Genomic DNA, 19,041 nt, shown 5'->3' on the forward strand with positions numbered 1-19,041 from the left:
AACGCTTGTGGCGCTGGGTCCACTTGCCTAGCCCGTTGTATACCCCGGGGCCTGGGTCACAGAAACTTTTGCATCAGGACAAGGTCCATGTGGCGGCCGAACTTCCAACCGGCGTCGCGGATGCGGGCGGCCTCGGCATAGCCCATCGCCAGGTGAAAGGTGATGCCCGCGGCGTTTTCCGCGCTGACGCCGGCGATCATCTGATGGGCGCCTTCTTCTGTCGCATGGGCCTCAAGCGCGGTCAAAAGGGCGCGGCCCAGACCCCGGCCCTGCGCTGTGGGGGCCAGGATGATCGTGTGTTCCATCGTCCGGGAATAGCCAAGGCCCGCGCGGAACTGCGCATAGGACCCAAAGCCCTGGATCTCGCCCCCCTCTTCGGCCACCAGAAACCCATGGCCCGCGGTGGTGCGCGCGATGATCAGGTCGGCAACATCCTCGGGGCGTTTGACCAGGGGGTTGAAGGTGATGGCCGAGCCCTCGATCCAGGGGTTCCAGATCGCGGCGATGGCGGGCGCATCCAGCACGGTGGCGGGACGGATCATCCCAGGCTCCTTTGGCCAAAGGGCGTGTCGAAGACGGCGGTCATGGTCTTGACGGGGGAGTGGGCGATTTCGACCCGGTCATCGGCCAGATGCAGCGCCTGGGCCAGCGCCTCGGCTTGGGGATGGCCGATCATCAGCCGTTGCAGGCGAAGCCCTTGGTCGGGCAGGGCCTGCGCAGGATGGGGGCCGTCCCACTGGATCAGCGCGGGAAAGGCGCCGTCAAAGGGCAGGCGGCCATCCTCGGGCACGGCCATGCGCCAGCGGTAATCGCCGCGCGACAGCGCCAGGGGCGTCCCGGTGCCCTTGGGCGCCCGGGCCAGATCCGCGGCCAGATTGTCGCTTTCGCAGACCCAGTTGGTGATCCGCGGCGGGCCTGCAAAGCGGTCCATATCAAACCAACGAGGCCGCCCGGGGGGGGCGGCCTCTGGGTCGATCGCGATGACTTCCAGGTAAAGATCCCCCAGCGAAATCAGCCGGTTGTGGGTGCCAAAGGTGGGATGCTTGCCGCCCCCCGCCAGGCGCAGACCCAATAGGTCCTCGACCCAGGCCACCCCCGCCTCCAGGCTTTCGGCCGCAATCGCGATATGGTCAAACCGCAACATCACATCACCTTTCCCTCGGACCGCAGCGCCAAGGCCAAGGCGCCGAACCGCGCCTGGGCCACCTCGCCGTAAAGATCCCGCCCCATGTCATTCAACTGCAATTCCAGCACGCGCTTTTTCGGGTTCCAGTCCAGACGGCCCGCCTCGGCCGGATCGCCCGCGGCAAACATCGCGCCAAAGCGCATCGCCTTGCCCAGAACCTCGGCCTCCTGGATGTCATCGTCCGACAGCAGGCGAAACAGGCTCTCCATCCGGCTGCCCGACCGCGAATTCTTGTAGCGGTGCAAGAGCGCCAGCCCCAGAAACACCCGCCCCGGATGGTCAAGCCCCCCCAGGTTCGCCCGCGTCGCATTGTCGAAACAGGCCTCGGCGCGGTAATCGGGATGCGCGCGCCAGGTCGTGTCATGCAAGAGGCAAGCGGCCTTGATCAGGCGCAACCGGTCGGGCGTGGCCTCGGGAAAGATCGGCAACAGGAAATCATACAGCTTTTTCCCGGTGCCGGGCAGGCGCGAGGAGGTCAGTTCCGCCATCCGCGCGGCCTCGATCAAGGGGTCGCGGGCGCGGAGTTGCTCGGGCATGACCTCATACAGCATGCCCTCACGGATGCCATAGGCCGAGATGTCCAACTCGGTCGGCTTCAAGACCGCGATCAGCTGCTCCAGCACCTCGCAGGCAAGGGGGACCAGGTCCATCCGTTCGGTCGAAGTCCCGGTGCGGGCGCGCAGAAGCGCCAGGTCCGACGACCTGATCCAGGCGATCGTGTCCAGGATCTGCTTGGGCTGCATCCGGTATTCGTGCAGCACGGTCAGGGGATAGCTGCGCCGCTCCATATCCAGCCGGGCGATGACGCGCCAGGACCCGCCGACCAGGTAAATCCGCTCACCTTCCGATTTAACTTCATCAGCCAAGACCTTGAGAACCTTGGCGATATGCGCCGCGCGTTCCTTGGGGCCGCCCTTGACCTGCATCAGCCGAAACGGCCCCAGCGGCGAGGTCGCACGCCGGCCGACCTTGCCACCCGAAATGCGCGCCAGCTCCATCGAGTTGCCGCCGATGTCGCAAACGACGCCCTTGGCATCGGGCCAACCCAACAGCACACCCTGAGCCGACAACCGCGCCTCTTCGTCGCCATCGACGACCCAAAGCTTTAGCCCGGTCTGGGCCAGAACCTCGGCCTGAAAGTCGGGACCGTCCTCGGCCTCGCGGGCGGCAGCGGTGGCCACCACGGTCATGTTCTCGATCCCCATGCCCTTGGCCAAAAGCGCGAACCGCTTCAAGGCCATCAGCGCGCGCACCCGGCCTTCGGGGTTCAGGCGGCCGGTTTCGGCCAGGCCCTTGCCCAGGCCACACAGGATCTTTTCGTTGTAGAAATAGGCCGGCGAGCGCGCGGCGCCGTCAAAGACCACCATCCGCACCGAGTTCGAACCGACATCGACCACGCCCACCCGAGAAAGCGCCCGCACCTTGGGGTCGTCAAACAGATGGCCGCCGAAATGGTCCCAATGCGCCTGCGGGTTGCGAATGATCACGAGGCGATTCTCCATTGGACGTCGTGGTTAAGGTGTGGCCCATGGGCGTGGCCCGGTCAATTGCGTAGGGAGGGGTGAACCCCACCCTACGCGCCGGCCAGTTTCGGCGCATCCTTGGCCCCCGCCGTGCCGCGGCCCGACAGCGAGGGGTTCTCCATGAAAAACCGATGGCAGTTGAACAGGCTGCGGTCGCCCTGTTTCAGGTCGCGGATATAGGCGCCATCGGGGCCAAGGACCCAAGCCTGGGCCTCATCGGCCAGGTTCGCGGCCATGATCTGCCCCATGATCTGACTGCGCACGGTGGGGTTGTGACATTCCACCAGCGTCTCCACCCGGCGCGACAGGTTGCGGTCCATCCAATCGGCCGAAGACATGAAGACCCGCGCCGATTTCGACGGCAAGCCCGCGCCATTGCCGAAACAGACGATGCGGCTGTGTTCCAAAAACCGCCCCACGACCGATTTCACCCGGATATTCTCGGACAGGCCCTTGATGCCGGGGCGCAACCCGCAGATGCCGCGGATGATGAGGGAGATCTTCACCCCGGCCTGACTGGCCGCATAAAGCCCGTCGATCACGTCGGGTTCAAACAGCGAGTTCATCTTGATCCAGATCTCTGCCGGACGGCCCGCTTTGGCGTGGTCCGCCTCGGCTGCGATCATCTGCAACAGGCTGGATTTCAGGTTGATCGGCGCAATCGCCAAGTTCTCCAGGCCTTGCGGTTGCACATAGCCCGACAGGTAATTGAAGACCTTGGTCGCATCGCGGCCAAGCCCCGGGTCACAGGTCATCAGCGACAGATCGGTATAGATCCGCGCCGTGATCGGGTGATAATTTCCGGTGCCGTAATGGGTATAGGTGACAAGGTTGTCTCCCTCGCGCCGCACCACGGTCGAGATTTTCGCATGCGTTTTCAGGTGGATGAAGCCGTAGACCACATGGGCGCCGGCCCGCTCCAGACGGCGGGATTGCAAGATGTTGGCGGCCTCGTCGAAGCGCGCCTTCAGTTCCACCAGTGCCGTCACCGACTTGCCATTCTCGGCCGCCTCGCACAGGGCCGAAACGATGGGGCTGTCGTGACTGGTGCGATACAGCGTCTGCTTGATCGCCAGCACATTCGGGTCGCGCGCGGCCTGTTCCAGAAACCGCACCACCATGTCGAAGGTCTCATAGGGGTGGTGCAGCAGCATGTCCTTTTGCCGGATCGCGGCAAAGATGTCGCCGTTGTGGTCGCTGACCCGTTCCGGCACGCGCGGCGTAAAGGGCGGCCACAGCAGGTCGGGGCGGGAGGACAGGACCAGCTGTTTCAGGTCGGCCACGCCCAAAAGGCCGCGGACCTCGACCATCTCGTTCTTGGACACCCCCAGCTCTTCCATGATCAGCGCGCGCAACTCGGGCGGCGCGCCGGTCGAGAGTTTCAGGCGGATCACCTCGCCCCGACGGCGGCGTTTCAGCGCGGTTTCAAACTCGCGCACCAGGTCTTCGGATTCCTCTTCGACGTCCAGATCGCTGTCACGCAAGACCCGAAACATGCAATGACCGCGGTCGGTATAGCCGGGAAACAGCATGTCCAGATGCAGAAGAAGCAGCTCCTCCAGCGGCAAAAACCGGTGTTCGCCGGGTTTGCCGGGCAGGGGGACGAAGCGCGCGATCTGCTGGGGGATCGGGAGCAGCGCCTTCAGGCTGCGGCGGTCAGACAGACGCTCCAGCTCTAGCGCAAGACAAAAGCCGGTGTTGGGGATGAAGGGGAAGGGGTGCGCCGGGTCGATGGCCAGGGGCGACAGGACCGGAAAGACCTTGGAGAGGAAGTTTTCCTCCAGCACCTTCAGGTCGCGCGCGGTCAGTTTCGACCGCGTCAGGATGGTGATGCCCTGGGTCTCCATCTCGCGCTTCAGCTTGGTGTAAACCGATTGCTGCATCGCCATCAGCCGCCGCGCGTCTTCGTGGATCAGCACCAGCTGTTCGGACGGCGTGCGGCCATCATCGGACAGCGTCGCATTGCCATTCCGGACCTGGGCCATCAGCCCCGCCACACGAACGGTATAGAATTCGTCCAAGTTGGTGGCAGAAATCGACAGAAAGCGCAAACGCTCCAGCAGGGGGACGGCGGGGTTCGACGCCTCGTCCAGCACGCGCCAATTGAAGGCCAGCCAGGACAGCTCGCGGTTGAAAAAACGCCGCGGGCCAGCGGTTTCGGCGGGGGGGTAAGCGGTGGGCTCGGGGAAGGGAGCCTTGAGGAAATCAGCCTGGGTCATCTTGCGCCTATCTTTGGCGGCAAGTGTTTCATTCCTCGGGGGAAGTGTCCAGAACCTCGGCGGCCAAGGCGCGGGTTATGGGGCGGTGGGCGGCCAGGGACCGCGCATCAAGATGGGCCACCAGACGACGGGCGGCCTCGACCGAACGTTCCATGCGGGGCAGAAGATAGGGGATCAGGTTCGGCGGCACTTCGACCTGGCGGTCGGCAAAAAGCTTGGCCAGGATGGCGGAAAGCAGGTCATCATCCGGCGGCTCGATCCGGGCCAGCGACGAGGCCTGCAGGCGCGACAGAAGGTCGGGCAGGGTCAGGCCCCAGTCCCGCGGCGGCAGCGGCGCGGTCATGAGAAGCGCGCCTTGGGTCAGCCGGTTGCACAGATGAAACAGCGTTTCGGGGGTGGTGACGCGGTGGGCATCGTCGATCACCACCCGCGCCTCGGGCGGCAGCACCATCAGCGCGGGGCCAAGGTCGCGCGGGTCCAGCCAGATCGTCTCTTGGTCCGCGGCCCAGACATGGGCCAGATGCGTCTTGCCCGAGCCGGGCGGTCCGGTCAGCACCAGGCGGCGATTGGTCCAGGCGCCGGCGTCCAAAGTGGCCAACGCCAGGGCATTGCCGGGCGAGATCACGAAATCCTCCCGCGCCCAGGCCTGCAGCGCGGGAAGGTCAAAGGCCAGTTGTCCGCTCAAGTGACGTCCCCATCCTTGGCTTGGGGGGCCCGGTCTTGGGGGGCTTGGTCTGCGGGGGTTTGGTCTTCGGGGTCGCCGTTGTAAAGCCGGCTGGCCTGATAGCGCGCGATCAGGAACCGGGCCAGGACGCCGATCGTGGCCGCAAGCGGCACCGCCACCAGCATCCCCACAAAGCCGAAAAGCCCGCCAAAGACCGACAGCGCGAACATCAGCCAGACCGGGTGCAGGCCGACCGATTTGCCAACAAGGCGCGGGGTCAGCACATTGCCTTCGATGAACTGCCCCAGGCCGAAGATCGCGGCGATCAACCCGATTTGCAGCCAGTCGCCCCAGAATTGATAGAGCGCGATGCCGATGGCGAGGGCGCCGCCAAGCAGCGAGCCGATATAGGGGATGACGGTGATGGCCCCCGCGATGGCGCCGATCACCAGGCCGAATTGCAGCCCCGCCAGCATCAGCGCCGAGGCGTAAAACGTGCCAAGCGCCAGGCAGACCGTGACCTGACCGCGCACGAAACCGGCCAGGACCCGGTCGATCTGGCCAGCGATGTCGCGGATGACGGGGGCATGGGCCCGGGGCAAAAGGCTGTCGATGCGCGCAATCATGTGGTCCCAGTCGACCAGCAGGTAAAACGCCACGACCGGGACGATGACGATGAACAAGAGCGCCGAGACGACGGACAACAGCGAGGCGATGACGCCTTGCGCCAGGGTGCCGCCCTTGGCCTGGATCGCCTGGGCGATCTCGGCCAGGGTCTGACGCATGGTCGAGGTGCTGTCGGTCAGCTCGGGGAATTGGGTGACAAGCCAGGTGCCAAGCTTGGCAAAGATCTCGGGCGCGGCATTGATCAGCGCGGTCAACTGGCCCACCAGCGTCGGGATGATGGCAAGCACCAGAAGGATGACAAGCATAAGCGCCGCCAGCGTGATCAGCGTGGTGGCGGTGATGCGCGACAGGCCAAGCCGTTCCAGCCGGTCGGCGACGGGGTCAAGGAAATAGGCGATGGCGCCGCCGACCAGGAAGGGGGCCATGACCTCGCCCAGATACCAGAGGGCGAGGAAGAAGATCAGGGCGGCAACAGCCCAGAAACGTCCGTGAAGCGTGATCGGCACCTGGGGCCCTCCGGTTGGCGATGGGGGAGATATCGCCTCGGGCGCGGCGTGATGCAAGGGCGCGGTTGGAAGATGGGAAGACCGCGGCTTGTGGTCAAGGCCTGCGGTGAATTCAGGCGGGGGCGGTGGTCCGCGGTGGCTTTGCCGGGCAGGCCTCCGCCGGTCGGGCCTTGGGCAGGCGGGTGGTGAGGGGAGGCCGGCTCCCGCGCGAGGGCCGGGACGTTGCAGATCCCCTTGAACCGCGGTCAGCCCGCCGACCGGTTCTCGCACGAAGGCCACGAAATGGTTGGGGAAAGGGGCGAAGACGGGGGGCGCCGGTCGGGCCTTGGGCAGGCGGGTGGTGAGGGGAGGCCGGCTCCCGCGCGAGGGCCGGGACGTCGCGGGGACGGCGACGATCCCCCCCGCCACCACCTTGTTCCCGCGCTGGAACAGGGACGTTGCGGGGGACGACCACCACCCTTACGGTGTTTGACGCCAAGAGGCGGGCGGAGATGGAGGACCTGTGCCGGCGGCGCCTTTGGGGGGGTTGGACTGGGGACCTTGGCGACCTGACGTGAGTGGGACCTATGCCGAAACGGGAAAGGGTCGCGAAATCCATGGCCGTTGATCGGGGCAGAGGGTCTTGCGCGCTGGGGCGCGAGGGCTGATAGAGATTGGGCCTCTATCGGTTGTCATGCGGGTCTTTACCGCGGGCGGGCGAGGGCGGTTGCCCCGCCATGTTCGCAGGCCCGTCAGCCGTGACTCCCGCGCGGGGGTGCGCGGGCTTGAGGTTGTGGTTGAAGCTGAGCCCGGTCAGGGGGGGCTCTCGCGCCGGGGGGGGGGGCGAGGGCTTGAGACGGGTCTACGGGGCAGGGTGCGGCGATCTGCCGACCTTGGCGAAGCGGCGCTGCTGCAAGACAGAGGCGGCGGCTCAAGGGTTGGGTTTTCCTTGTCCCTGGCGCTGGTGCTGCCGCACGAACACGGCGGTGCCTGACGGCAAGGCAATCCACACGGCTTGCATGTTGCAACCGACCGGGGCTTGGCAAAAGCTGGCGGCGGCGAGATGCGCAAGGCGCGCGGGCGGCGTCCATCCGGACCTTGGGCGCGCGGACCTTGTCGCGCCGAAGTCACCGCGACTTGGGCGCAGAACGCGAAGCTTGCCCAAGGTCCGGTGCCGCGTTTCCCAGTAACTTCCTGCCCCGGGCTCCTCAGCTCGCTTGGCGCAACTGCCGGGCGCTTCCGGTCGAAAACTGGCTCATGATCGTGTCCAGCGCCACGGCCTCGTTGCGCAGCTTTTGCGTGGCCAGCATGGATTGCTCCACCATCCCCGCGTTCTTTTGCGCCACCTGGTCCAGCTGGGTCACGCCAAGGTTCACCTCGCCCAAGCCGATCGACTGCTCCTGCGCTGCCCCCGCGATCGAGGACACCAGCTGAGAGATATCGCCCACCCGTGTCACCATCGAGTTCAGCACCTGACCCGCGGAACCCACCGCATCCACCCCGCGCCCGACAAGCTGGGACGAAGAGCTGATCAGCGCCTTGATCTCTTTGGAGGCATCCGACGACCTTTGCGCCAAGGCCCGCACCTCCGAGGCCACGACCGCGAAACCACGCCCCGCCTCGCCCGCCCGTGCCGCCTCGACCCCGGCATTCAGCGCCAGAAGGTTGGTCTGGAAGGCGATATCGTCGATCACCCCGATGATCTGGGAAATCTGCTCGGACGAGCGTTCGATGCCGTTCATCGCCTCGACAGCCGTTCCCACGACCTTGCCGCTTTCCTCCGCCTCGCGGCGCGCCGATTGCACGATCTGTTCGACCTCGCGCGCGGAATTGGCGGCCGATTTGACCGAAGTCGTCAGCTCGTCCAGCGCGGCGGCGGTCTCTTCCAGGGTGGCGGCCTGGTTCTCGGTCCGGCGCGACAGATCCTCGGCCCCGGCGTTGATCTCGTCCGACTGTTCGCGGATCGAGCGCGACGAGGAAATCACCCGGCGGATCAGGTCCGACAGCCGCGTCACGGTCTGGTTGAAATTCACCCGCAAGCCTTCGTATTCGGCCGGGAAAGGATCATGAATCGCATGGGTCACATCGCCCGAAGACAGTTGCGACAGGCCGACCGACAAGGATGTCACCACGGAATGTGTCTCGGCCTGCGAACGGCTGATCCGGTCTTCCATGTCCAGGGCTTCGCGCAAGCGGGCGGCCACCAGGGCCAGATAGCGCCCGATGCCCGCCAATTCGTCCTCGGACTTCTGCGCGCCCTCTTCGGCGCGATCCCCCATCGTTTCCTGGGCCACAGCGCGCAGATCATCGCGCACCTTGACCAGGGGCCGCGAGATCGACCGCCCAAGCGCCCAGTTCGACCCGATCAGGATCAAGGCCGAGAAAGCCGCCGCAGCCAGCATCGCCGTCAGTGAAGAGGCAATCGTATCGGTGGCCGTGTTGCGCGACGTTTCCCCCACGCGGGTGATCTGTTCGCCCAAGGCCCCCATCTTCGCCTCGAGATCAGAGAATGTGGCCTCGAAATCGGGCATTGCGGTATCCCCGCCGCCGAATTTTTTCAGCGCGCCCGCGACCACGGTGTTCGCCACTTTGGTGTAGTGCTGCACGACCGGTTCGATCGCGTTGACTTCGGCCAGGATCGCCGGATCTAAAGCCAGGGACTTCAGCGCGGCCATCTCTGTGATGAAGGTTTGCCCGTGCGTTTCCGTCTCTGCCAACAGCGCATCCTTCGCCTCGGCCGTGCCCATCGGGCCTTTGATCATGGCCGTCAGAACATCGGCGCGCAAAGCGTCATGCATCATGTCGCCAGTCATCGAATGCATCACCGCCCGCGTCGACAGCGAGGAATGGTCCAGGCCGACCGCGGAATGGGTCAGGCCGACGTAACCAGCCACTGCCGTGAAGGCAAACCCGACCAAGGTCACGAACCCCGCCAGGCGCAACCGCATGCGCAACGACAGACCAGGGGATGATTTCACGCTCTTACCTTGCACCAAAGCCTCCACCGACACCACAATCAGGCCACAGGCTGCAAGATGAGCCAAAGAAATTGAGGTCCGGTTAATGCCCGCCCCGCTTGCCTGCCCCCCCCTTACCCGATAGGAACATGCCCAAACCTCGGAGGTCCCCATGCGTCTGTCGCGCTATTTCCTGCCCGTCCTGAAAGAAAATCCCGCCGAGGCGCAGATCGTCTCGCACCGCTACATGCTTCGGGCGGGGATGATCAAACAGCAGACCGCCGGCATCTATTCCTGGCTGCCCCTGGGCCTGCGCGTCTTGAACCGCATCCAGGAGATCGTCCACCAGGAGCAGGTCCGCGCCGGTCACATCCCGCTGTTGATGCCGACGCTGCAACCGGCCGACCTCTGGCGCGAAAGCGGGCGCTATGACGACTATGGCCAAGAGATGCTGCGCATCAAGGACCGCCAGGGCCGCGAGATGCTGTATGGGCCGACGAACGAAGAGATGATCACCGACATCTTCCGCGCCCATGTCAGTTCTTACAAGGACTTGCCGCTGACGCTCTATCACATCCAGTGGAAGTTCCGCGACGAGATGCGCCCGCGTTTCGGCGTGATGCGCGGCCGCGAATTCCTGATGAAGGACGGCTACAACTTCGACGTCGACCGCGATGCGGCGCTGCATGCCTATAACCGCCACATGGTCAGCTATCTGCGCACCTATGAGCGGATGGGTCTGACGGCCATCCCGATGCGCGCGGCAAGCGGCCCGATCGGCGGCGACAACACGCATGAATTCCTCGTTCTGGCGCAAACCGGCGAAAGCGAGGTCTTCTATGACGACCGCGTCACCGCCCTGAAACTGGGCGCGCGCGAGGTCGATTACGACGACCGCACTGCCGTGGCCGGCGTCTGCGCCGAGTTCACCACTTTGTATGCCCGCACCGATGAAACCCATGACGCGGAGGCATTTGACGCCGTGCCCGAAGCGCACCGCAAAGTGGGCCGCGGCATCGAAGTGGGTCAAATCTTCTATTTCGGCACCAAATATTCCGAAGCGATGGGCGCCACTGTCACCAATGACAAGGGCGAGAAGGTCCCGGTCGAGATGGGCTCGCATGGCATCGGCGTCTCGCGTCTGTTGGGCGCGATCATCGAGGCCAACCATGACGACAAGGGCATCATCTGGCCCGAGGGTGTCACGCCCTTCCCGGTGGGGATCGTGAACCTGAAGCAGGGCGACGCGGCCGCCGATGCCGCCTGTGTAAGCTTGGAAAAGGCGCTGCTGGCCCAGGGCCTCGAGCCGCTCTACGACGACCGCGACGAGCGGGCAGGGGCCAAGTTCGCAACGATGGACCTGATCGGCCTGCCCTGGCGCATCACCGTGGGGCCGCGTGGCCTGGCCAATGGCGTGGTGGAACTGACTTCGCGCCGCACGGGTGTCTCGGAGGAACTGACCCCCGAAGCCGCCGTCGCCCGCATCGCGGAAATCTACGCGGGCCGCTGAAACAACCGGGTTTTGCGGTATCGCAGGTCCCGGAGAAATGGCGTGAAGGGGAGGGCGCAAGTCCTCCCCTTCTCCTTTGGGTGAAGCGACAGCCCGGCGGAAATCGAGACGGATCAGCCCTATTTCTCTCCAAATGTTGTGCTTCGCGGTTTGGTGGTCGCCGCTTGCGGCTGCGCCCAATAAAACATGATACAAATGGCAAGCCCGATGTTATCGTAAAGACCGTTAGCAAGGAATCTGGTCCCATGAATGTCATCAAATCTCTCGTCGCCAGCCTCGCGCTCTTTGCCCTTCCGGCCCAGGCCTCTGTGGTCATCTCGACCGCAGAGATCGGCGGAAATGTCGTCTTCGACTATTCGGGCTCGCTGAACACCAATAGCCTGACCTTCTCTGCGACTGACACCAATCCCCGGACCCTGCTGGGACCCGGCTACGGTGCGATCCTTGCCTTCAACAACACCGTCAACGTCTTCCTGGGTGGGACCTTGCCAAGCTTTGGCTCGACGTCGATCGCGAGTGGTGTTTCCACGGGGGATGCTCTCGCGATTTTTTCCAACAACGTGCTCGGCGTTTCCAATACTTACGTCAGCGGCAGCGCCTTTGGCGGCACGGCCACCTTCCTTGGAAGTTATGCAAGCCTCGGACTGGTCAAGGGCACTTATGTCTCCACCCTGAGCAACAGCGAAACCATCACGCTCAACATCCAGGCCATACCGGTTCCCGCTGCCGCCGGCCTGCTCGCCACGGCACTTGCCGGCCTTGGTCTTTTGCGCCGTCGCAAGAAGTCCTGAACCGCCGGGGCCATGTCCATATTGCCTTTGCTGCTGTTTCCGCGTCTTCTGCGCCCAAGCCAGGGAGGCAGATATGAAACAGGCATTGATCACTTGGGGCGGTTGGGACGGGCATCAGCCCGAAAAGGTCGCGGCACTTTTCGCCGAAGACCTGAGGGCCGCGGGCTTTGGGGTCGAGGTGCATGACACACTCGCCTGTTTCGATGATGCGGAGCGGGTTCGCAGCTTTGACCTGATCGTTCCGGTCTGGACCATGTCCACCATCGCCAAAGAGCAATCCCAGGCCGTCGCCGATGCGGTCGAGGCCGGGACAGGTCTTGCCGGCTGCCATGGTGGCATGTGCGACGCCTTCCGCAACGACGTGCTGTGGCAATTCATGACCGGCGCGCAATGGGTGGCCCATCCGGGCAATGACGGGGTGGACTACCAGGTGCGTGTGACCTCGTCGCATGAAGTGGTGGCCGGGATCGCCGATTTCGCCGTCAAGACCGAGCAATATTACCTGCATGTCGACCCGGCCGTGAAGGTCCATGCGGTCTGCGACTTCCCCTTGGTCGAGGGCCCGCATGCGGCGAATGGCCCCGTGGCCATGCCGGTGGTCTTCACCAAATCCTGGGGCAAAGGACGGGTCTACTACAACGCCTTGGGTCATCAGGCCAATGTCATCGACCATGGCGCCCCCCGCGAAATGCTGCGCAGGGGCATGCTTTGGGCGGCGCGCTGAGCGCTTATTTGGACCGATGGGACGGCCTGCCCGCTATGGTCATGACCAGATGAACGCGAGGGTCACGCGGGCTTTATGGCGCCGCGCTTGACCTTTCGCGCGCTTTGCGGCCAAGGTCTCGGCGAAATGGAGGCCTCATGACACGTCCTTTTGCGGGGTTCGAATTCCTCATCGCCTGGCGCTATCTGCGGGCGCGCCGTGCCGAGGGCGGGGTGTCGGTCATGACCTGGATCACGCTTTTGGGGATCACCCTCGCGGTCTTTGCGCTGGTGGCGACCTTGGCGGTGCGGGCCGGATTTCGCGCGGAATTCGTGGACACGATCCTGGGGGCCAATGCCCATGTCACGATCTATCCTTCGGGTCAAATCGACGAAAATGGCAACCTGATCAAGGGCTTCACCGATTACGACGCATTGACCGAGCGTTTGCGCGCCGTGCCGGGCGTGACCTATGCCGCGCCGATGGTGCGTGGCCAGGTTATGGTTTCGGCCTTCGATCAGGTCACGGGGGGCGATGTCTACGGCATGAATACGGCCGATGTCGCGGCCCTGCCGCGGATCGGGACCGGGTCGAAGGCGCAGGGCTCTTTGGCCGATTTCGACCGCGGTGTGGCGCTTGGGTCAGAGCTTGCGCGGATTCTGGGCGTTGGGGTGGGGGACAAGGTCAAGCTGATCTCGCCCAATGGGCCGAAGACCGCCTTCGGCCAGGCGCCGCGGGTCAAGGCCTATGAGGTCGTCTATATCTTCACCGCCGGGCGTTTCGATATCGACAAGATCCGCGTCTATCTGCCCTTTGCCGAGGCGCAAAGCTTCTTTAACCGCGAGGGGCAGGCCGACGAAATCGAGGTTCTGGTGGCCGATCCGGACCATGTCGAGGCGATGAACGACGCGCTTTTGGGCGCGTCCTCGCCCAATGGCAACCTGTGGAGCTGGAAGCAAAGCTCCGGCAACTTCCTGCGCGCCTTGACGATCGAAGACAATGTCATGTTCATCATCCTGTCGATCCTGGTGCTGATCGCTACGCTGAATATCGTGTCCGGCCTGATCATGCTGGTCAAGAACAAGGGGCGCGACATCGGGATCTTGCGGACGATGGGGCTGACGGAAGGGTCTGTTTTGCGGGTCTTTTTCCTGTGCGGCGCCTTTACCGGGACGCTTGGGACGCTGCTGGGGGTGGGGCTGGGCTGCCTCTTTGCGCTGTATATCGACCCGATCTTTTCGTTTGTGAACTACTGGTCGGGCGGCGGGGTCTGGGACCCGTCGATCCGCGGCATCTATAACTTGCCGGCGAAGCTGCAGGTCCGCGATGTGGCTTCGGCGGCGGGGCTGGCCTTGGGTCTGTCCTATGTGATCACGATTTTCCCGGCCCGCAGGGCGGCGCGGATGAACCCGGTGGAGGCGCTGCGCCATGAGTGAGACGCTGCGGCTTGAGGGGATCGAAAAGGGCTATCATCGGGGAAAGCCATCGGAAATCATGGTCTTGCGCGGGGCATCCTTGGTGCTGCCGCCGGGAGAGGTTGTGGCGCTGGTCGCGCCTTCGGGGGCGGGGAAGTCGACGCTGTTGCATATTGCGGGGCTGTTGGATGTGCCCGATGCCGGGACCGTGGCCTATGGCGGGCGGGCGATGCAGGGCCTGTCCGACCGCGAACGGACGGCGGCGCGGCGCGGCGAGGTGGGCTTCGTCTACCAGTTCCACCACCTTTTGCCCGAGTTTTCTGCCTTGGAAAACATCGTCTTGCCGCAGCTTGCCCATGGTGTGGCCCGCGCGGCGGCCGAGGCGCGGGCGCGCGACCTTTTGGGACGTGTGGGGGTGCTGGACCGCGCCACGCATCGACCGGCCGAGATGTCGGGCGGCCAACAGCAGCGCGTGGCCTTTTGCCGGGCGCTGGCCAATGGTCCCAGGCTGTTGCTGGCAGATGAGCCGACGGGCAACCTTGATCCCGAGAACGCCGCCCATGTCTTTGATGTGCTTATGGAAATCGTGCGTGAGACCGGGCTTTCGGCACTGATTGCCACGCATAACATGGACCTGGCCGCGCGGATGGACCGCCAGGTCCGACTGGACCAGGGCCTGATCGTTCAGACGACATAAGGCGCGAGTTCGGCCAGTTCGACCACGCTGAACGACCTCTTGCGGCCGCTTTGCTGGCGTTCGACCATGCCTTCTGGCCGCCCGTCGGCGTGTTCGACAAAGCCCACCCTCTCGATGGCCAGCATCTCTTCTACGGCAAGGCCGATCTTTTCGCCTTCGATCCGGACGACGATGACGGCGGCCAAGGGACCGAAATTCGAGGCGTGTCCGGTCAGCATTTGCCCCAGGCAAAAGACCGGCAGCAACCCGCCGCGGTGTGAAATGGTGCACAGATGGGCTGAAAACCCTTCGGTGGAGGCGCTGGGGGGAAGGCCGACGATCTCTTCGACCTGTTCAATGGGAAGGGCGAAATCGCCGCTCGCGCGGAACAAGAGCCCGGTTGAACGGCGGCCGCGCAAGGTGCTTGTGGCCCCCGCCGCGCCGCCCCGCCTTGCCAGGGCGGCGAAGTTGCGCAAGGCAGGGTCCTCGGCCAGGCGCGTTGGGTCAAGCACATGATACCAATGGCTTTCACTGACCGGGACGACGCCCAGAAACAGGTCGTGACGCCGCGCGAGGACACGGGGCATCGGAGCGATCAAGCTGCGTTTGATCTGGATAATGTCGCGCACGCGGTCGGCACGCAGGGCCAGGCGCTGTTCCCCCTCGAACTTCAGAACGATGGCGCCGGTGGCGCGCGGCCGCATGCCATCATGGGCCATGCCGCACATCAAAAGCGGGTTGATCAGCGGGATTTCCAGGTCCAGACGGCGGATCGACCCCTCACAGGGGCCGGAAACCAGGGTATGTCCGCCGATCTCGGTCTCTGGCACAGTGCCATCGACGCGGGCAACGGGCAGGACGAAATCCCGACCTCCCATTTCGAACAGCAGGTATTGTTCCGATATATCGCTGGCCTTGGCTGCGACCCGGCTGTCACGGGTTGAAGGAATTCCCAATTGGATCAGAGCGTTGGGGTCCAACATGGCGATGGCCTCTTCCTCCAGCAGGCCAAGACGGGGGAAAATGCTTTCGCCGAGGCCCGTCGCCGCTATTGCGATATCTTGCATGCGGATCTGGGCACGCAGCACGATGCGACGGGTGGCACGGGCGCGAAAGGCGACAAGGCAGCCGTCGATCCGCAACACCACGAGGATGCCCAGGTGCGGCTCTGGCGGCCAACCCAGCATGTTGGAGAAATCGACGACAGGCACGGCAAGACCGCGCAGCGCGAGGCAACCGATGACGCCGGGACCGGAAGAGGGCAGGGGCTGCAACTCGGGCGGCTCGGGGATCACCTCGCGGACATGGGCAACTTCGACCCCGATCACCTTGCCGCCACACTCAATCAGCGCGATCGAGGTCGTCGGGGTCGGCGCGCCTTGCGTCGTCTTGACCGGTGCATCGGAGAAAGATGTGTCCATCACGCCGCCTTGGTGACGGCCGTCAGCGTGGAAATTTGTCCCACGACCTCACGGCTGACGGTTTCCTGTTCCTGGGCCGAGCTGGAGATTTCGTCGATGGACCGGGCCGTTTCCTCGACCGAGGCCACGATCCGGCCAAAGGCCTGGCGCGCCGCATCCGATTTTTCGGTCCCAAGGTTCACGCGGCTGGTGCTTTCCCCGATCATCCGGCTGATCTGCATCGCGGCGGCCGAGGATTTCTCGGCCAGCTTGCGCACCTCATCGGCCACAACCGAAAAGCCCACCCCATATTCCCCCGCCCGCGCCGCCTCGATAGCTGCGTTAAAGGCCAAGAGGTTGGTTTGATTGGCAATATCGGACACGACCTTGACCATGTCGGAAATCTCGGACGAGGACTTCGCGATCAGTTCAATGGCGGAAATCGCATTGTTCAGCGCCTCGAACCCGGTGGAGGCGTTGCTCTTCGTCTCTCCGGACAGTTTTTTTGCGAGATGGGTGGAGCCGTTGATATGCGAAATCGAGCCGGTCAGCTTGTCGACCGATCCTTGCATCGCGGCCGCCTTCTCGCGGATCAGGGTCTCCAGCTGCACCTGATCGGTGATGTCATGGGCATATTTGATCACACCGACGGGCCGCCCGTGGTGATCCAGAAGTGGGGAATAGGCGGCCAAGATCCAGATATCGCGGCCATATTTCCCGACCCGGTGAAAGCGGCCCTGCTGGGGCTCGCCCTTGGCCAGAGCCAGCCAGAAGTCGCGGTAGCTTTGGCTGCGCACATGGTCGGAGGTGCAGAACATCGAGTGATGCTGCCCCACGATTTCGCGCGCGGAAAAGCCCATGACGCGCAGGAAATTCTCGTTCGAGGAACGGATATTGCCCTCAAGGTCAAATTCGATCACCGCTTGGCTGCGGTCGATGGCCTTGAATTTGCTTTCAAATTCGGCATCGCGCAGCCGTTGTTCCGTGATGTCGGTGGCAAATTTCACGATCTTGACGGGCTTGCCGTCGATGTCGAACACCGGGTTGTTCGTCGCCCGGATAAAGCGTTCGCGGCCCTGCGCGTCAATCAGCCGGTAGATGCCCTTGTCAAACTCCCCCCGGGCAAGCTTGGCCCAGAACGAGCGGTAGGCATCGCTTTCCGCCTCGGCCTTGTCGATGATCAAGGAGTGATACTGCCCGACGATCTTGTCCAGCGGATAGCCGATGAAATCCAGAAAATTCTGGTTCGCCGTCAATATCTTGCCTTCAAGGTCGAATTCGATCACCGCCTGGGCGCGGTCAATGGCGCGCAACTTGCCCTCGTTCTCGGCATGGGTGCGGCGCCTTTCCGTGACGTCATCGGCCACTTCCAGGATATAGGCCAGGTTGCCATCCAGATCCTTGATGGGCACAATCGTGGTCTGTAGGAAGAAGTCCTTGATATTGGATGCAAATCGCCGAACGATGCCAGTCTTACCCTCTTTGCGGTAATCCTCCAGCAGTTGGGCGAATTCCGGCGTGGCGCGCCCGTCGCGCACCCAGAACTTTGCGGCACTTTGGCCGATGATGTCGGACAGGGGGCGGTCCAGCAGGCGGGCCAGCGAGGGGCTGGCATGGCGGACCGTGCCATCGGCGGCATATTCCACCACGACACGCCCCTGGCTCAGGGCATCCCAGCGCGCCTCGCGGTCATTGGCGGTGCGGCGCTCTTCGGTCACATCCATCGCCACCTTGACGACTCGGGTCAAGGAGCCATCCGGCCCCACGACCGGTGAATAGGTCGCCCGCAACCAGACGGGCTGGCCATTTGAACGCAACCTCTTGTATTCGCCCGAATCATAGTCGCCCTGGCCCAGCTTTTTCCAGAAGGCCTTGTAAGAGGGGCTGCGCGTATATTCCGGTTCACAGAAGATCCGGTGATGCTGGCCCACGATATCCTCGGCCCTGTAGCCCATCAGGTCGAGGAAGGTTTCATTGGCCGAGGTCACGATGCCATCCAGGTCGAATTCGATAAAGGCCATGGCCTTGCCAAAGGCCTCAAGTCGGCCGGTATTCTCGGCCGCGGCCTCTTTGACCGCGGTTACATCCATGGCGAATTTCACCACCCGCGTGACCTGACCCGAAGCGTCGAAGATCGGGTTGTAATTCGCGCGAATCCAGACCGAGCGGTTGTTCTTGGTCAGCCTTTCAAACTCGCCATCCATGACCTCGCCCGCGGCGAGCCGTGCCCAGAACTCGGCATAGGCCGGCGATTTCACCAGCGAATCACGGCAGAAGATCGCGTGGGACTTGCCCTCGATCTCTTCGATCTCATAGCCCATCAGGTGCAGGAAATTGTCATTCGCGCGCAGGATGCGGCCGTCTGGCGTGAACTCGATCGCGGCCTGGACGCGGTTGATCGCATCCAGCCAGCCTTGCAATTCGCTGTCCAGCACCATGGCGCGACCCACCACGACCACCGCGTCCTCCCCCATGGGGATGACATGGCCCTGCACGGTGGAAAAGCCTTTCTCTTCCGCGGCATGGGCGACGAAACTTTGTGGGCGGCCCTGCGCCAGCGCCCCCATGATCACGTCGCTTTCGCGGAACAGTTCGCTGATGTGGCGCCCCTCTGCCGGACCAGAGCGCGAAAGCACCTCCAACGCCTTGGGATTGGCGGAGATGATCACCCCATCACTGGTCCGGGCGCGCAGGATCACATGACTTTCCGTGAAAGCCTGCAGCAGTCCCGACTCTTCGGATTGGTTCAATTTGAAGGACATTTTCTACCCGAGCCATGGTGGTTTTGCCGAAGCCTAGGGCAGAATTCTTAACGGCCTGCTAAAACGAAAGGGCTTCCGGTGTCCCGGAAGCCCTTCGGTCGCCAAACGTGACAGGGAGCGCTG

14 protein-coding genes are annotated in these 19,041 nt (G+C 63.9%); 5 read left to right on the forward strand and 9 right to left on the reverse strand.

Annotated features, from left to right (window positions below; translation table 11 throughout):
- Positions 1–56: 56 nt before the first annotated feature.
- The 7 genes from NX862_RS15800 to NX862_RS15830 form a co-directional block, all read right to left on the reverse strand.
- Complete coding sequence (locus tag NX862_RS15800; protein WP_264494900.1) at positions 57–542, reverse strand: GNAT family N-acetyltransferase; 486 nt, start codon at positions 540–542, stop codon at positions 57–59.
- Complete coding sequence (locus NX862_RS15805) at positions 539–1,144, reverse strand: VOC family protein (RefSeq protein WP_264494901.1); 606 nt, start codon at positions 1,142–1,144, stop codon at positions 539–541. The genes NX862_RS15800 and NX862_RS15805 overlap by 4 nt, the downstream gene beginning before the upstream one ends.
- On the reverse strand, positions 1,144–2,673 hold the full coding sequence (locus tag NX862_RS15810) for a Ppx/GppA family phosphatase (RefSeq protein ID WP_264494902.1): 1,530 nt from the start codon (positions 2,671–2,673) through the stop codon (positions 1,144–1,146). The genes NX862_RS15805 and NX862_RS15810 overlap by 1 nt, the downstream gene beginning before the upstream one ends.
- An 86-nt stretch (positions 2,674–2,759) precedes the next feature.
- A complete protein-coding gene (locus NX862_RS15815) occupies positions 2,760–4,928 on the reverse strand; it encodes an RNA degradosome polyphosphate kinase (protein ID WP_264494903.1) in 2,169 nt (722 codons plus the stop codon).
- A gap of 28 nt (positions 4,929–4,956) precedes the next feature.
- Positions 4,957–5,613, reverse strand: coding sequence for an HdaA/DnaA family protein (locus NX862_RS15820; protein WP_264494904.1), 657 nt, complete (start codon positions 5,611–5,613; stop codon positions 4,957–4,959).
- Positions 5,610–6,725, reverse strand: coding sequence for an AI-2E family transporter (locus tag NX862_RS15825; protein WP_264494905.1), 1,116 nt, complete (start codon positions 6,723–6,725; stop codon positions 5,610–5,612). Before NX862_RS15825 ends, NX862_RS15820 begins: the two co-directional genes overlap by 4 nt.
- A 1,187-nt stretch (positions 6,726–7,912) precedes the next feature.
- Positions 7,913–9,682 (reverse strand): methyl-accepting chemotaxis protein, encoded by a 1,770-nt coding sequence (locus NX862_RS15830; protein WP_264494906.1) that lies wholly within the window; start codon positions 9,680–9,682, stop codon positions 7,913–7,915.
- A gap of 151 nt (positions 9,683–9,833) precedes the next feature.
- Between NX862_RS15830 and proS the strand changes: the two genes are divergently transcribed.
- From proS to NX862_RS15855, 5 genes are all read left to right on the forward strand, one after another.
- The gene (proS, locus tag NX862_RS15835) at positions 9,834–11,171 is read left to right on the forward strand and encodes a proline--tRNA ligase (RefSeq protein WP_264494907.1); all 1,338 of its coding nucleotides are present in this window, start codon (positions 9,834–9,836) and stop codon (positions 11,169–11,171) included.
- A gap of 245 nt (positions 11,172–11,416) precedes the next feature.
- Positions 11,417–11,962 (forward strand): VPLPA-CTERM sorting domain-containing protein, encoded by a 546-nt coding sequence (locus NX862_RS15840; protein ID WP_264494908.1) that lies wholly within the window; start codon positions 11,417–11,419, stop codon positions 11,960–11,962.
- 73 nt (positions 11,963–12,035) lie between these two features.
- Complete coding sequence (locus NX862_RS15845) at positions 12,036–12,686, forward strand: ThuA domain-containing protein (protein ID WP_264494909.1); 651 nt, start codon at positions 12,036–12,038, stop codon at positions 12,684–12,686.
- Between the two features lie 137 nt (positions 12,687–12,823).
- Entirely contained in the window at positions 12,824–14,101 is a 1,278-nt protein-coding gene (locus tag NX862_RS15850; protein WP_264494910.1) for an ABC transporter permease, read from the forward strand.
- Positions 14,094–14,777, forward strand: coding sequence for an ABC transporter ATP-binding protein (locus NX862_RS15855; protein WP_264494911.1), 684 nt, complete (start codon positions 14,094–14,096; stop codon positions 14,775–14,777). Before NX862_RS15850 ends, NX862_RS15855 begins: the two co-directional genes overlap by 8 nt.
- Here NX862_RS15855 and NX862_RS15860 read toward each other — a convergent pair.
- Together NX862_RS15860 and NX862_RS15865 are read right to left on the reverse strand one after the other, a co-directional pair.
- Positions 14,765–16,177 carry a chemotaxis protein CheW gene (locus NX862_RS15860; protein ID WP_264494912.1) on the reverse strand — a complete coding sequence of 471 codons (1,413 nt, stop codon included), beginning with the start codon at positions 16,175–16,177 and terminating at the stop codon, positions 14,765–14,767. The genes NX862_RS15855 and NX862_RS15860 overlap by 13 nt on opposite strands.
- Positions 16,177–18,918 (reverse strand): PAS domain-containing methyl-accepting chemotaxis protein, encoded by a 2,742-nt coding sequence (locus NX862_RS15865; RefSeq protein WP_264494913.1) that lies wholly within the window; start codon positions 18,916–18,918, stop codon positions 16,177–16,179. Before NX862_RS15865 ends, NX862_RS15860 begins: the two co-directional genes overlap by 1 nt.
- Positions 18,919–19,041 lie beyond the last annotated feature (123 nt).

The sequence above is a fragment of the Stagnihabitans lacustris genome (assembly GCF_025950525.1).
Classification (GTDB): Bacteria; Pseudomonadota; Alphaproteobacteria; order Rhodobacterales; family Rhodobacteraceae; genus Stagnihabitans.